Raw genomic sequence first — 13,960 nt, forward strand, 5'->3', positions numbered from 1 at the left:
CGCACGTAAATCCCATGAGTGGGACATGACAAAGCTCCCCAAAGGCAAGGCCGCCATCGCCGGTGCGATTGGTTCCGCCGCAATCGCCGCAGCGCTGCTCTATGCGAACAAGCGCCGCGAAAAGAAAAACCAACCGAAGCAGCCGGGGCCGATCCCTTCCGGCGAGAAACCGGAGACCGATTGATGGACAAGGTGTCGACGATCCATGGCCGCGCGATCCCGCTGGGCCTCAAGAATGTCGACACCGACGTCATCATCCCGGCGCACTGGCTGAAAACCGTCAGCCGCGAAGGCTTGGGCAAAGGCGCGTTCGAAACGATCCGCCAGACTCCGGGAAACCCCTTCGATGTCGAGGATTCTGCCGGAGCTCCGATCCTGATCGCGGGCGACAATTTCGGCTGCGGGTCGAGCCGCGAACACGCGGCTTGGGCCATGCTCGACATGGGCCTCACCGCAGTGATCGCGCCGAGTTTTTCGGACATCTTCTCGGGCAATGCCTTCAAGAACGGCATCCTCGCGGTCGAACTGCCGCAGGAACAGGTCGACCGGTTGCTCGAAGTGGCGAAGGATCACCCGATCACGATCGACCTAGAAAACCAGGTCGTCACCACCCCCTTCCAGGATCGTTTCGCATTCGAAATCGATCCTTTCCGCAAGCAGTGCCTCCTGAATGGCCTCGACGAGATCGGCCTGACGCTGGAACGCGATGCGGCAATCGAAAATCACGAGAAACAGCGCGCAGTCGGCCTTCCCTGGCTCGACGCGCCCAGTAAAAACCGGAGAGAACACGCATGAAAGCAGTCCTGTCGAAAGAGACCGGCGGCCCCGAAACACTCGTCGTCGAGGAGGTGGACACGCCCACCCCCGCCAAAGGCGAGGTGGTGATCGACGTCGCAGCCTGTGCGATCAACTTTCCCGACACGCTGATCATCCGCGACATGTACCAGTTCAAGCCGCCCCGCCCCTTCGCACCCGGCGGAGAAATCTCGGGCACGATCGAGGCGCTGGGCGAAGGCGTCGAGGGATTTGCGGTTGGCGACCGGGTGATCTGCGGCGTCGGCAATGGCGGCTTGCAGGAAAAAGTGGCTGTCTCGGCTGCGCGCCTGTTCAAGGTACCCGAAGGCATCGACCTGGTCCAGGCATCGGCGCTGCTGATGACCTACGGCACGACGATCCACGGGCTCAAAGACCGCGGCGATATCAAGGAGGGCGAGACCGTCCTGATACTTGGCGCGGCTGGCGGTGTGGGCCTCTCGGCGGTCGAACTCGCCAAGGCCTATGGCGGCCGCGTGGTCGCTGCAGTCTCTACCGAGGAGAAGGGCGATGTGGCGAAGAAGGCCGGGGCCGATGAGGTCGTGATCTATCCTCGCGCACCCTTCGACAAGGACCAGTCCAAGGCGCTGGCGCAGGCGTTCAAGGATGCGGTCGGCCCGAATGGCGCCGACATCGTTTACGACATCGTCGGCGGAGACTATTCCGAACCGGCCCTGCGCTCGATCGCCTGGGAGGGGCGCTTCCTCGTGGTCGGCTTCCCGGCAGGAATCGCGAAGATGCCGCTCAACCTCACCCTGCTCAAGAGCTGCGACATTCGCGGCATCTTCTGGGGCGCGTTCACTGCGCGCGAGCCGGAGCGGAACAATGCCAATATCGCCGAGCTGTTCGACCTCTGGAAGGCTGGCAAGATCAATCCGCTGATCAGCGAAACCTATTCCCTCGATCGCGCGCATGAGGCGATCGCCAAGCTAGAAAATCGAGGCGCCATCGGCAAGCTCGTGGTGACAATGGATTAATCCTGCCGAGCGTACTTGCTCCCCTGCGGCGCGAGGCCTATCCGGGAAGCAACTTCTTCCAAGGGGAATGACATGACCGACTTCAAGGATCGCGAACGCGGCGAAGAAACCAAATACGCCTTCGACCAGGAAACGGATTTCAAGATCGCCGCACGCCGTAATCGTCTGCTGGGCGAATGGGCCGCCGGGCTCATGGGCCTCACCGCAGAGGAAACCGATGCCTACAAGAAGGCTGTCGTCCAAGCCGACTTCGAGGAAGCTGGCGATGAGGATGTGGTCCGCAAGCTGCTGGGCGATCTGACCGCCGCCGAGTGCGACGTTTCCGAAGCGGACATCCGCACCAAGCTGGACGAATGCTCGGTCGAGGCGCGCCGCCAGTTCATGAGCGATCAGAAGTAAACGTCATGCCGATGAAATCCGAAGATATCGTCGCTCTCATCGAAGAAGCACTTCCGGGCGCCAAGGTTGAGATGCGCGACCTTGCAGGCGATAACGACCATTGGGCGGCGAAAGTCACAGCGCCCCAATTCGCCGGCAAGACGCGTGTCGCGCAGCACAAGCTGGTGTACGACGCCCTTGGCTCGCGGATGGGGGGCGAACTCCACGCCTTGCAACTGACCACCCAAGCCCCCAACTAATTTCCTGACAGTTTCAGCAATTCCAGAGGCAGGGCACTTATGTCCGACGTAAATTCGCGCATCTCCGACATCGTCAAAGGCAATGACGTCGTCCTCTTCATGAAGGGCACCCCGCTCTTCCCCCAGTGCGGCTTTTCCAGTCGTGCCGTGGCCATCCTCGACCATTGCGGCGTCGCATATGACAGCGTCGACGTGCTGCAGGACATGGAAATCCGCCAGGGCATCAAGGCCTATTCCGACTGGCCCACGATCCCCCAGCTTTATGTGAAAGGCGAATTCCTCGGCGGCAGCGACATCATGATGGAGATGTTCGAGGCCGGCGAACTCAAGCAGTTGATGGACGAAAAGCAGGTCGCCAAAGCCGAAAGCTGAACCTTCAACGAAACCCAAAAGAGAAAGGCCCGCCCAGGGGACAACCGGGCGGGCCTTTTTGTTTGATCGGGGAGGCGGACACAGGAGACCGGGACGGTCCGCCTCTCGAAGACCTTTGGGACGCCAATAACTATGCACGACACGTGCCAAACTCGGGGTCAGCCAGAATTCCGCCCAGTTCGATGGTTAACACCGATTTTCGCTGGAGCCGGTGTGTAAGAGTTTCCGACGGGCCGCGTTAACTATCGCACCTTGGCAAGACGGGTAGTTGGCGGCAGACAGGGCGCCATGAGCGCGAACCACGACAGCCCGCCCGATGGAATACCCGCAGCAACGGTAGTCATCTTCCGCAATGCCCGGGATGGCGGTGCGCCGGAAATCCTGATGACCGTCCGCTCTCGAGAGATGGTGTTTGCAGGGGGTATGGCGGTCTTTCCCGGCGGCCGCGTCGATCCGGCGGATTTCGAACTGGGCGCGATGATCGGCGGACCGCTCGATCCCGAGGAAGCCGCGCACCAGATTGCGGTTGTACGCGAAACGCTGGAAGAAACCGGCCTCGTCATCGGCTTGGCGGGCGATATCGATGGCGCCAAGGCGCGTGCGGCGCGCCGATACCTCCTTGAAACCGGAGATCTCGCCAGCGTACTCGACCATTTCGGTTGGGAACTCGACCTTGCTCAGCTCACACCATTTGCGCGCTGGTACCCTAAGAACGAACGCATCCCCCGCGTCTATGATACGCGCTTTTACATTGCCGATCTCGGTACCGGTGCGGTAGAAATCGAAGCTGATCTTTCGGAGAACACGCACCTGTTCTGGATCACTGCACAAGGCGCGCTCGATGCGGCAGAGCGAGGAGAGATCAAGGTCATCTTTCCGACTCGTCGTAACCTTGAACGCTTGGCCCTGTTCGAAGATTTCGCCGCTGCCAAGGATCAGGCCGAGCAAATCCCGGTACGCACGATTTCGCCATTCATGGGAGAGCGCGAGGGCACGCGCTGGCTCGAGATCGGGGAAGACCTGGGTTATCCGGTTACCGGAGAGCCATTGGATAAGGTGGCGCGGGGGTGACGCTGCCTTCGGCTACATGACACCTAACTATCGCGGTTTCGTCAACTAAGTGGTCCCTTTCATCTAATTCCACCATTTTCGAGTTTTGGCATTCGGTCAATCGGTCGGCTTCCGCATAGGTCTAGCTACGATTTTCCTGATTCCGAACGTCGCAAAGAAGCAAGAATGCGGTCGCGCGCCTCGCTTTTCGATATAACGTATTCGCAGGCGAAGCGAGCCTGCGATGACTCTTGCATATGCTGCCTTTTAGAACATAATAGGAACATATGCCCGATTCGCCCATCCTGCGCATGGCCCTGACCCCAAGGCCCGTGGCGACACCCCCGTCATCTTTAGCGGGGGTTCTGGCCTTCGGTATGCCTGTGGTCGACAGCTGGTTGAAAGGCGGCCTGCGACGTGACGGGGTGCATGAATTCTATGTCGCTCCTGAAAGTGAACCGGGGGCAGCAGCGGCAGTGGCATTGTTGCTCGGCGCGCGCGCTTGCGCGGGGAAGCGGCCGCTGATGTGGCTGCGGATTGCCGGGGGCAGGCCGAGCGGGCGCCCTTATGCGCCAGGGCTGGTCGAACTGGGAATGAATCCTGATGCCGTACTGCTAATGGAGCCTCCGGATCTCGACGCCCTGCTGATCGCTGGAGTGGAGAGCGTTCGCCACGGCGGGGCGAGCGCGGTGGTACTCGAAGTACATGGTCGCGCGCCGCGGCTCGATCTCACCGCCTCGCGCCGGCTTGCGCTTGCTGCTGAGCGGAGCGGGGCCATAGTGTTGCTGGTTCGCAGCGGCGCGGCGCCGGTATCAAGCGCCGCACACAGCCGCTGGGAAGTGGCCAGCGCTCCCTCCGCCGCTCTGGCCACGAAAGCACCTGGGCACCCGGTGTTCGACCTCAAACTGCTGCGCCAACGCGGCGGGCCCGATGGACTGCATGTGCAACTGGAATGGAACCGTGAGCAAGCTGTATTCCGAACGCCGCTATCTGGCAGCGCACCTGCCGTTCCTGCCCGCGGAACGGCGGATCGCCGCCGGCACCGCGCCGCCTGACGCGCCATTCGCGGTGATCGAGAAGCAGCGCGGTGCGCTGCGGATCGTCGCGCTGGCACCATGCGCGTGCGCACTCGGGCTGAGCCCGGGCATGGCGCTGGCTGACGCGCGGGCGCGCGTGCCCGAACTTGTCGCCTTTCCCGAGGATGCCAAGGCCGACCACGCGCTGCTCGTTTGGCTGGTCGAGGCGTGCGAACGCTATACGCCGGCTGTCGCGGCGGCGGGGGACGCAGCGCTGGTGCTCGATTTGACCGGCTGCCTCGAAGAGAGGGGGCAAAGCGAGGCGGATGTGGCGACCGATCTCGCCGCCCGGCTCGCGCGGCGGGGTTTGCGGGCGAGGCTCGCCCATGCCGCCACCCCCGATGCGGCGTTGGCGTTGGCGCGGTTCGGAGCGGGCGACATCGCAAGCCTGCCGGTGGCCGCACTCGACTTGAGCAGCGACAGGCATCTGGCGCTCACCCGCGCAGGCCTGCGCACGATCGGCGACCTTGCCGCGCGCCCGCGTGCCCCGCTCAGGGCACGTTTCGGGCGCGAGCTGCCTATACGGCTGGCGCGGCTGCTGGAGGAGGAAGACCGGCGGATCACCCCACACCGCACGCCCTCGGTGGTCTGGGCCGAACAGCGCTTCGCCGAGCCGATGGCGACGGTTTCGCCGCTGCTCGAGGTGATCGCGCGGCTGGCGGACGACCTCGAAACCCAACTCACCGGGCGCGGCGCTGGCGGTCGCCGGTTCGATGCGGCGCTGTTTCGTACCGACGGACATGTTGCGCGGCTGACCGTCCTCTGCGGACGCCCCCTGCGCGATCCTGTGGCGATCCGCGCGCTGTTCGCGGAACGGCTCGAATCGCTTGCCGACCCGCTCGATCCCGGTTTCGGCTACGACATGGTCCGGCTGGCTGCGCCGCTGGTGGAGAAGCTGGATCACGAGCAGCCCGATCTTGCAGGAGAGGACGCCACGAAGTCCGACCTCGCTCCGCTGATCGACCGATTGAAGGTCCGCTTCGGCGCGCACAGCGTGAGCCGCTTCCGCCCCCGCGACGAGCATCTGCCCGAATATGCCGCGACCCGCGCCCCGCCCGAAGCCGGACCATTCGCGTGGCCGACCCCCGAGCCGGACGAGCCGCCGCTGCGCCCGCTGTTCCTCTACGATCCGCCACAGCGCGTGAACGTGATTGCCGAAGTGCCCGATGGCCCTCCGCGCCGCTTTGGCTGGCGCGGAGGGCAGCACCGCGTGGTGCGTCACGAAGGCCCCGAACGGATCGCCTATCCCTGGTGGAAGCACCCCGAGGGGCACGGTCCGACGCGCGACTACTACCGGGTGGAGGACGATACAGGGCAGCGCTTCTGGCTGTTCCGTCACGGTCTCTACAGCGAGAACGAGCACCCGGACTGGTACATCCACGGCCTGTTCGCGTGAGCGGCAGCGGGCCCTTTTATGCCGAGCTCGCGGCAGCGACCAACTTCTCGTTCCTGCGCGGGGCGAGCCAGCCTTCGGACATGGTCGCGCGCGCGCTCGAACTGGGCCATGCGGGCATCGGCATCGCCGACCGTAACACGGTGGCGGGCGTGGTGCGCGCGCATGTCGCGCTACGCGAGGCGTGCGAGAAGGCGGAAGAGGAAGGGCTCGCACCGCCATGCTTTCGCCTGCTGGTCGGCGCGCGGCTGGCTTTTGCCGACAATACGCCCGAGGTGATTGCTTATCCTGCCACGCGCTATGGCTGGGGGCGGCTGACGCGGCTGCTCACCACCGGTAATCTTCGCGCCGCGAAGGGCGACTGCCTGCTCCATGAAAGCGATCTGTTCGACTTTTTCGACGATCTGCAACTGATCGTGCTGCCTCCTGCGGACGACGCCTTCCTGATGCGTCTCACCGCCGCAGCGCCGGGCCGTGTGTGGCTGGGCGCGACGATGCTGCGACAAGGGCGCGACGCGCGCCTTCTCGAGGGGCTGTGTCAGCAGGCAGCACGCACCGACGTACCACTCATCGCGCTCAACGATGCGCTCTATACCGATCCCGCCGCGCGCACCCTTCACGACGTGATGACCGCGATCCGCGAGAAGACAACGGTGCAGGCCGCCGGGCGCAAGCTCGCCGCCAATGCCGAACGTCACCTGAAAGCCCCAGAGGAGATGGCACGCTTGTTTGCTGCCGCGCCGGAGGCTCTCACAGCGATCGAGCCGTTCATGGCGGGCATCGCCTTCACTCTCGACGATCTGCGCTACGAATATCCGCACGAGCCTGTGCCCCCCGGCTACACCCCGCAGGACTGGCTCGTCGAACTGGTGTGGAGCGAGGCGCATGCCCGCTGGCCCGAGGGGGTGCCGGCAAAGCTCGACGCGCTGCTGCACGAGGAACTGGGCATCATCGAAGAGGCCAAATACGCCCCCTATTTCCTCACCGTTCACGACATCGTCCGCTTCGCGCAAGGGGAAGGGATCCTCTGTCAGGGGCGCGGGTCGGCGGCCAATTCGGCGGTCTGTTTCGTGCTTGGCATCACCGCGGTCGACCCCGCCGAACACAATCTGCTGTTCTCCCGCTTCGTCTCGCCCGAGCGCAAGGAACCGCCCGATATCGACGTCGATTTCGAGCACGAGCGGCGCGAGGAGGTGATGCAGTATATCTACAAGCGCTACGGCCGTCACCGTGCGGGGATCGCTGCCACGGTGATCCATTATCGCCCGCGCAGCGCGGTGCGCGAGGTGGGCAAGGCTCTGGGGCTGAGCGAGGACGTGACCGCGCGGCTCGCGACCACCGTATGGGGCAGCTACGCCTCGACCTACGAGCGTGAGCGCTGCGTCGAGAGCGGGCTAGACCCCGACAATCCAGCCATCGCGCGGGTCAACGACTTCGTGCAGCGCATCCTGCGTTTCCCGCGCCACCTGTCCCAGCACGTCGGCGGCTTCGTGCTGACGCAGGACCGGCTCGACGAGACGGTGCCAATCCACAACGCCGCCATGGAGAAGCGGACGTTCATCGAATGGGACAAGGACGATATCGACGCTCTGGGGCTGATGAAGGTCGACGTTCTCGCGCTGGGCATGCTGACCTGCATCCGCAAGGCGTTCGAACTGCTAAATCCGGGACGACCGGGGCGGGAATATACGCTCGCCAACATTCCCGACAGCGCGCCCGACGTGTTCGACATGCTGTGCGCGGGCGACAGCGTGGGTGTGTTCCAGGTCGAGAGCCGCGCGCAAATGAACATGCTGCCGCGCCTGCGCCCGCGCGAATTCTACGATCTCGCGATCCAGGTCGCGATCGTGCGTCCCGGCCCGATCCAGGGCGACATGGTCCACCCCTACCTGCGGCGCCGACAGGGGGTCGAGACGGTCGAATTCCCCTCGCCCGCGCCGCCGCACGATCCGCATGAGCTGCGCGGCGTGCTGGGCAAGACGCTGGGCGTGCCGCTGTTCCAGGAACAAGCGATGCGGCTCGCCATCGTCGCGGCCGGATTCACCCCGTCGGAAGCGAACAAGCTGCGCCGCGCGATGGCGACCTTTCGCAATGTGGGTACGATGGACAATTTCGAGGATAAGCTGGTCGAGGGCATGGCCGCGCGCGGCTACGACCGCGACTTCGCCCAGCGCTGCTTCCGCCAGATCGAGGGCTTCGGCAGTTACGGCTTTCCCGAAAGCCACGCGATCGCCTTCGCGCGGCTGGTCTGGGTCTCGTCCTACATCAAGTGCCGCTATCCTGCGGTGTTCGCCGCCGCCTTGCTCAATTCGCAGCCGATGGGTTTTTACGCGCCAGCGCAGATCGTGCGCGACGCGCGCGAGCACGGGGTCGAGGTTCGCGCGATCGACGCCAACCACAGCCGCTGGGATAACACGCTGGAGGATGCCGAAGGCGAGCCCGCCGTGCGGATGGGAATGCGCCAGATCGAAGGCTTTCGCGAGACATGGGCGGAGCGCATCGCCGCGGCTGCGCCCTGCACCAGCGTCGAGCAACTCGCGCGCAAGGCCGATCTTCCCCCGCGCGCCTTGCGCCTGCTTGCCGATGCCGACGCCTTGCGCTCGATCGGGCTCGACCGGCGCGAGGGCTTGTGGGAGGCGCGGCGAACCCCGGCGGGCGAATTGCCGCTGTTCGCCGCCGCGCGGGCGCGTGACAGCCAGGCGCGCGAGTTGGGTGAGGAACCGCCCGCCGCGCTGCCCGCCATGGCCCTGTCGGAACAGGTCGCAGCCGATTACCAGACCACGCGCCTGTCGCTCAAAGCGCATCCGATGGCCTTCCTGCGCCCCGTCTTCGATACCGAGGGCGTGTTGCCCTGTGCCGCCCTGCGCGATTGCCGCAATGGCGACCGCGTACAGGCCGCAGGCGTGGTGCTCGTGCGCCAGCGGCCGGGCAAGGGCAATGCGATCTTCGTCACGCTGGAGGATGAAGACGGGATCGCCAATATCGTGATCTGGGCACGCCTGTTCGAACGCTTCCGTCGCGAAGTGATGGCCGCGCGGCTGATGCTGGTGGAAGGCGAAGTGCAAAAAAGCCGCGAAGGCGTGATCCACCTGATGGCCAGCCGTATCGACGACCGCACCGCCGAACTGTCGCGACTATCCGAAACACATGACCCCAACCCCCTCCTATCGCGCGCCGACGAATTCCTCCACCCGCAACACCCGCGCAACGTTCGCGTCCTGCCCAAGTCACGAGATTTCCATTGACCGACGTCCGGAATAACACCGTCCATACTGTAGGTCGCCGGTCAGACGGCTCCTATTCCGCGCCAAAGCGATCTCGAGGCTGTACTTTCTTCGGCTTTAGCGGCTGATTTCAAACAAAAACGATTATTGAGAGTATCGCCTGCTCTCACCGCGGCCGGTCTTTGCATGGCAGCTCGCCGGCACCAGGGCGTCGCAATATGAGCATGTTGAATTTTCACCGAACCGATAACGAACGCCTCGCCAAACAGGACGGCGGCGTACTCTTACCGCGCACTCCAGCATGGATCGCGGACGGATGTTTTTCCACTCGTCGAGTTACACGGCCAATCCGATAGCCTGCGCCGCGGCCAATGCCAATCTCGCGATCTGGCGTGACGAGCCCGTGGAGGAGCGGATCGCGACTCTTTGCGATTGGGTCACGGTAAGGGTGTCCCAACAGCGGATTTTCGCTAATGGCGCGCCCGGCAGGACTCGAACCTGCTGCCTCAAGATTAGAAGTCTCGCGCTCTATCCAGATGAGCTACGGGCGCGCGCCGGCCCCGCCATAACGCGGCTTTGCCAAAGCGCCAATCGGCGATAGGCATGGTTTGATGGAAATTTCGCCCCCAGACGCCGCGCCGCAGCCGACGCGCTTTCGATATTACGACCTCGTGATGGCGGCGTTTGTTACCATACTGCTCCTGTCCAACCTGATCGGTGCTTCCAAGCCCAGCAATGTTACCCTCCCTGGCCTCGGCCAGTGGTCGTTCGGCGCGGGCGTATTGTTCTTCCCTGTAAGTTACATCATCGGCGACATTCTGACCGAGGTATATGGCTACGCCCGCGCCCGTCGCGTCATCTGGACCGGGTTTGCAGCGCTTCTCTTCATGGCCTTCATGGCCTGGGTCGTGGTCCAGCTGCCCCCGGCGGAGGGATGGCCTGGACAGGAAGCCTACGAATTCGTCTTCGGGAACAGTTGGCGGATCGTCCTCGCTTCAATGGTTGCCTTCTGGGCTGGGGAATTTGCCAATAGTTTTGTGCTCGCAAAGATGAAGGTGTGGACCGCGGGGAAGCACCTCTGGATGCGCACGATCGGTTCGACCGTGGTCGGTCAGGGGCTCGACAGCCTGATCTTCTACCCGCTCGCCTTTTGGGGTCTTGCCGGCTGGCCGGTGGAATTGCTGTGGCAGGTCGTGCTATCCCAGTGGCTGATCAAGACGGCTTGGGAAGCACTTCTGACGCCAGTAACTTATGTCGTGGTCGGGTCTCTCAAACGGGCCGAAGGTGTAGAAATCTTCGATACGGAGACTGACTTCTCACCCTTCGCCTCGTCAGAGCGGAGCGCATAAAAAAGGGGCGACCGGATCGCCGCCCCTCCCCTCTCCCGCGGGTAAACAGGATTTAGAACTTGGCTCCTACCGCGACGCCATACCGCCGTGGATCGAGCGTAAAGATATTCGTGAAGTTACCCGACGATGCATCGGTCAGGTAGAGGCCGGTCACCGAGTCTGAATCGAACATGTTCTGGACGAAGCCCCTCACGTAGAAACGCTGGTCCGGTGAGTTGAGCTGGACCTGCGCGTTCGCCTGAACGAAAGGCTCGATACGGTTCACATTGCCGTTGAAGACATTTCCGTACTGCTCGCCAGTCATGGCAATGTCGACGCGCGGCACGAGCGACCAGCCGCTCCCAAATTCGGCGGTGTACTGAACCCCCACGGATGCCTTGAATTCAGGTGCCTGCGGTAGCTTGTTGCCTTTGAGGTTAACCTCCACACCGGGGCTAAGGACGCTGATCGGACCGAAACCGTCGAGTACTGGCTGCAAAGGCGCTAGGTCCGGATTTACCGAGCCGATCGCGCCCGCAGCAGCGGCAGCGTAAATGTCGCAGATGCCGAAGGCACCCGACGATGCGATACCGCTGTCATCCGGGAATTCGGTTGTTCCCTGAAGTCCGAAGAACGGATTGAGGAAACTTACGAAGCCATCGGCTCCAGCCCCGGTCACTGCGCAAAGCGAACCATTGCCAAGGTCCTTGATGATCACGGCATCCGGATCGCCGCCACCTGGATCACGCGGGTTGGAGAAGAACTGATCTCCGGCAACTTCTGCGTTGAGGTAGCTGACGTTCATGTTGATCAGCCAATTGTAGCTGGGCGAAATGATCGTCTCCAGTTCCACGCCCCAGATATCGGCATCAATCGTGTCATTGACCGATGTGCGGGCTACAATACGGCTTAGCTGGAGATCCTTGTATTTGTAGTAGAACCCGGTGAGGTTCACCTGCGCCGCACCGTTCAGGAATGTATTCTTCGAACCGATCTCGAAGGCGTCGATGCTCTCCGAACCGAAGCTTTCATCGACGTCGAATACCGGTGAAAGTGGCGGGTTGATGCCGCCGGACTTGTATCCCCGCGAGTACGAGAAATAGAGGTTGCTGTCAGGGCTTACTTCGTAGTCTAGGACCGCACGGCCCGTGATTTCGTTGAAGGAAACGTCCCGCACATGGAGGGACTGGGGGCCATCAATACCCGGGTCCGCATCAAACCCGCCAGCGAATGGCGAAGTGAACGGATCTCCGTCGTTCGAGAAGGGATTGAGGAAGTCGGCCAATGTCGTCCGAGCCGAAACGGTCTTCGTATCGTCGTTGTAACGTAATCCACCGGTGAATTTCAAGCGGTCGGTAATATCGAAATAGACTTCGCCGAAGATACCGAAGCTTTCCAGTTTGAAGTCCGTCGTGTTGTTCCGGTACATCGACGTGGCGAGGTAGGATGGCGGCAGGCCATTCGCGAGCGCCGAAAAAGTACCCAGAATACCCGTGGCGTAATCGAGCCCGAATGCGTTCACATAATAGCTGTTTTCTTCGACTTCGGTCTCTGCGTAGATTCCACCCACTAGGAAATTCAACGGGCCGTCGAAATCGCTCGATAGGATCGCTTCGGCAGACCAGGCCGTTTGGTACTGCACCGAGCGGTCGAATGAGAGCGGCACGTCGGAACAGATCGAATTGCCTTCGTAGGACCCGAGGTTCTCGTCGTCATTGTCCGATGTGCAGAGCACGCCGTTCGGACCGTTCGGAATAAGTGCCTCGGCGATCGGCGAGAAATACGCGCTCGTTCCCGGAACGAAGCCGATGATGGCGCCGGTATCGGGATCGGTAATCGGCACGCCGTTATCGGCAAAGAATTGCAGCGTGTTCAGACCTGCTGCGTAGCCACTGCGATCGAGCACGCCGAGGTTGTAATCCTGGCGGGAGTCGACCGTCGTTTCCTGATACAGTCCGGTTACCGACAGGTTCATCGCACCCAGCCCCTGATCGAGATGGGCCTGAACCTGCAATTCGTCCGCGAAATATTCGGGCGTGAATGGCGTATTGACCTGCCGGACGTCGTCCGGTTCGTCGAAATTGGCAAATCCGTCCGGCCCATACACGCTACCGAGGGCGAAGGACTCCGGTATTCCCTGGATACGGAACAATTCGACCGAGGTCAGCACGGAGGCGAGCGTGGCATTGGCATGGGTGCTGTCGAAATCGCGACGCGTATTTAGGCAGCCAAGCACGCCCGTGGGATCACGCTGACAGGTCTGCTTCTGGATACGAAGCCGATCGTCGTTCTCACGGAAATAGAAGCCCATGAGGTCGATGGTCGTGGACGCCGTGGGCTCGAACCGCAAGGAGCCGCGAATGGCATACATGTCGCGGCCGTCTATGCGCGTGTCGTCATATAGATTTTCCGTATAGCCATCGCGGTTGAGATAATAGCCCGCCAGCCGAACCCCGATCGCATCACCGATCGGCACGTTGACCATACCCTTGACCCGGACGCTCTCGTAATTGCCGTATTCGAATTCGGCCGCCGCTCCGAAGCCCGAAAGGTCGGGCTTGGCGGTCACCACATTGACGACGCCAGAGGTCGCATTTCGGCCGAAGAGCGTTCCTTGGGGACCGCGCAGAACTTCGACGCGCTCAAGATCGAAATACTCGGTTTCGAAAAGACGCGTTCCGAAAAGGGGCGATCCGTTTACGTGAATGGCTGTCGCCGCATCGCAGGTGACACCCACACACAAGTCGCCGATACCGCGAATGGTGAAGCTGGACGCCGTAAAGTTGGATTTCGTGAACGATACGTTGGGCAGCGTGAGTTGGAGGTCGCTGGCGTTCTCGATCTGCTGTGCCTCGAGCGCTTCGCTGTCGAACGCGCTGACTGCAATGGGAACTTCCTGCAGGCTCTGCGCCTGGCGCTGAGCGGTCACGATAATGATACGTTCGTTGGTGGTTTCTTCCGCGATTCCGGATTCGCTGTCGCCTCCGGTAACATCTTGAGCGTAAGCTGGAACTGCAAAAGCACCGGCACAGATGCCAGCCATCAGGGTTGCCCTGATCCTCATAATCCCTCTCCTCATCCCTCACCTC

Annotated in this window: 12 protein-coding genes, 1 tRNA gene and 1 pseudogene; 12 read left to right on the plus strand and 2 right to left on the minus strand. The window is 62.5% G+C overall.

The genetic code is table 11. From position 1 onward, the window contains the following. Positions 1–25 precede the first annotated feature (25 nt). The 11 genes and pseudogenes from GRI69_RS06495 to GRI69_RS16050 all read left to right on the plus strand — a co-directional run. Positions 26–184: an isopropylmalate isomerase gene (locus GRI69_RS06495; RefSeq protein ID WP_160608011.1), complete on the plus strand. Its 159-nt coding sequence runs from the start codon at positions 26–28 to the stop codon at positions 182–184. Further along, positions 184–795: a 3-isopropylmalate dehydratase small subunit gene (gene leuD / locus GRI69_RS06500; RefSeq protein WP_160727441.1), complete on the plus strand. Its 612-nt coding sequence runs from the start codon at positions 184–186 to the stop codon at positions 793–795. The genes GRI69_RS06495 and leuD overlap by 1 nt, the downstream gene beginning before the upstream one ends. Next, the gene (locus GRI69_RS06505) at positions 792–1,790 is read left to right on the plus strand and encodes an NADPH:quinone oxidoreductase family protein (protein ID WP_160727442.1); all 999 of its coding nucleotides are present in this window, start codon (positions 792–794) and stop codon (positions 1,788–1,790) included. Before leuD ends, GRI69_RS06505 begins: the two co-directional genes overlap by 4 nt. Before the next feature lie 72 nt (positions 1,791–1,862). Beyond that, a complete protein-coding gene (locus GRI69_RS06510) occupies positions 1,863–2,189 on the plus strand; it encodes a DUF1476 domain-containing protein (RefSeq protein WP_160727443.1) in 327 nt (108 codons plus the stop codon). 5 nt (positions 2,190–2,194) lie between these two features. Continuing rightward, entirely contained in the window at positions 2,195–2,428 is a 234-nt protein-coding gene (locus GRI69_RS06515) for a BolA/IbaG family iron-sulfur metabolism protein (RefSeq protein WP_160727444.1), read from the plus strand. A 39-nt stretch (positions 2,429–2,467) separates the two neighbouring features. Next, a complete protein-coding gene (gene grxD, locus GRI69_RS06520) occupies positions 2,468–2,800 on the plus strand; it encodes a Grx4 family monothiol glutaredoxin (protein ID WP_160727445.1) in 333 nt (110 codons plus the stop codon). Positions 2,801–3,088: 288 nt separating this feature from the next. After that, entirely contained in the window at positions 3,089–3,871 is a 783-nt protein-coding gene (locus GRI69_RS06525) for an NUDIX hydrolase (RefSeq protein WP_160727446.1), read from the plus strand. Positions 3,872–4,137: 266 nt separating this feature from the next. Further along, positions 4,138–4,905 carry an ImuA family protein gene (locus GRI69_RS06530; RefSeq protein ID WP_160727447.1) on the plus strand — a complete coding sequence of 256 codons (768 nt, stop codon included), beginning with the start codon at positions 4,138–4,140 and terminating at the stop codon, positions 4,903–4,905. Then, positions 4,790–6,322, plus strand: coding sequence for a Y-family DNA polymerase (locus GRI69_RS06535; protein WP_160727448.1), 1,533 nt, complete (start codon positions 4,790–4,792; stop codon positions 6,320–6,322). Before GRI69_RS06530 ends, GRI69_RS06535 begins: the two co-directional genes overlap by 116 nt. Beyond that, positions 6,319–9,564 carry an error-prone DNA polymerase gene (locus GRI69_RS06540; protein WP_160727449.1) on the plus strand — a complete coding sequence of 1,082 codons (3,246 nt, stop codon included), beginning with the start codon at positions 6,319–6,321 and terminating at the stop codon, positions 9,562–9,564. The genes GRI69_RS06535 and GRI69_RS06540 overlap by 4 nt, the downstream gene beginning before the upstream one ends. A 268-nt stretch (positions 9,565–9,832) precedes the next feature. Next, positions 9,833–9,970: pseudogene (locus tag GRI69_RS16050) on the plus strand (adenosylmethionine--8-amino-7-oxononanoate transaminase); the annotation flags it as partial. Positions 9,971–10,017: 47 nt separating this feature from the next. On the opposite strand, the gene GRI69_RS06545 reads toward GRI69_RS16050, so the two are convergent. Further along, a tRNA-Arg gene (locus GRI69_RS06545) sits at positions 10,018–10,094 on the minus strand. A 60-nt stretch (positions 10,095–10,154) separates the two neighbouring features. Here GRI69_RS06545 and GRI69_RS06550 point away from each other — a divergent pair. Next, a complete protein-coding gene (locus tag GRI69_RS06550; protein WP_160727450.1) occupies positions 10,155–10,892 on the plus strand; it encodes a queuosine precursor transporter in 738 nt (245 codons plus the stop codon). Positions 10,893–10,944: 52 nt separating this feature from the next. Here the strand turns inward: GRI69_RS06550 and GRI69_RS06555 are convergent, their stop codons facing one another. Beyond that, positions 10,945–13,935: a TonB-dependent receptor gene (locus GRI69_RS06555; RefSeq protein ID WP_202391867.1), complete on the minus strand. Its 2,991-nt coding sequence runs from the start codon at positions 13,933–13,935 to the stop codon at positions 10,945–10,947. Between the last annotated feature and the right edge of the window lie 25 nt (positions 13,936–13,960).

It is taken from the genome of Qipengyuania vulgaris (genome assembly GCF_009827325.1).
In the GTDB taxonomy this organism is placed as follows: Bacteria; Pseudomonadota; Alphaproteobacteria; order Sphingomonadales; family Sphingomonadaceae; genus Qipengyuania; species Qipengyuania vulgaris.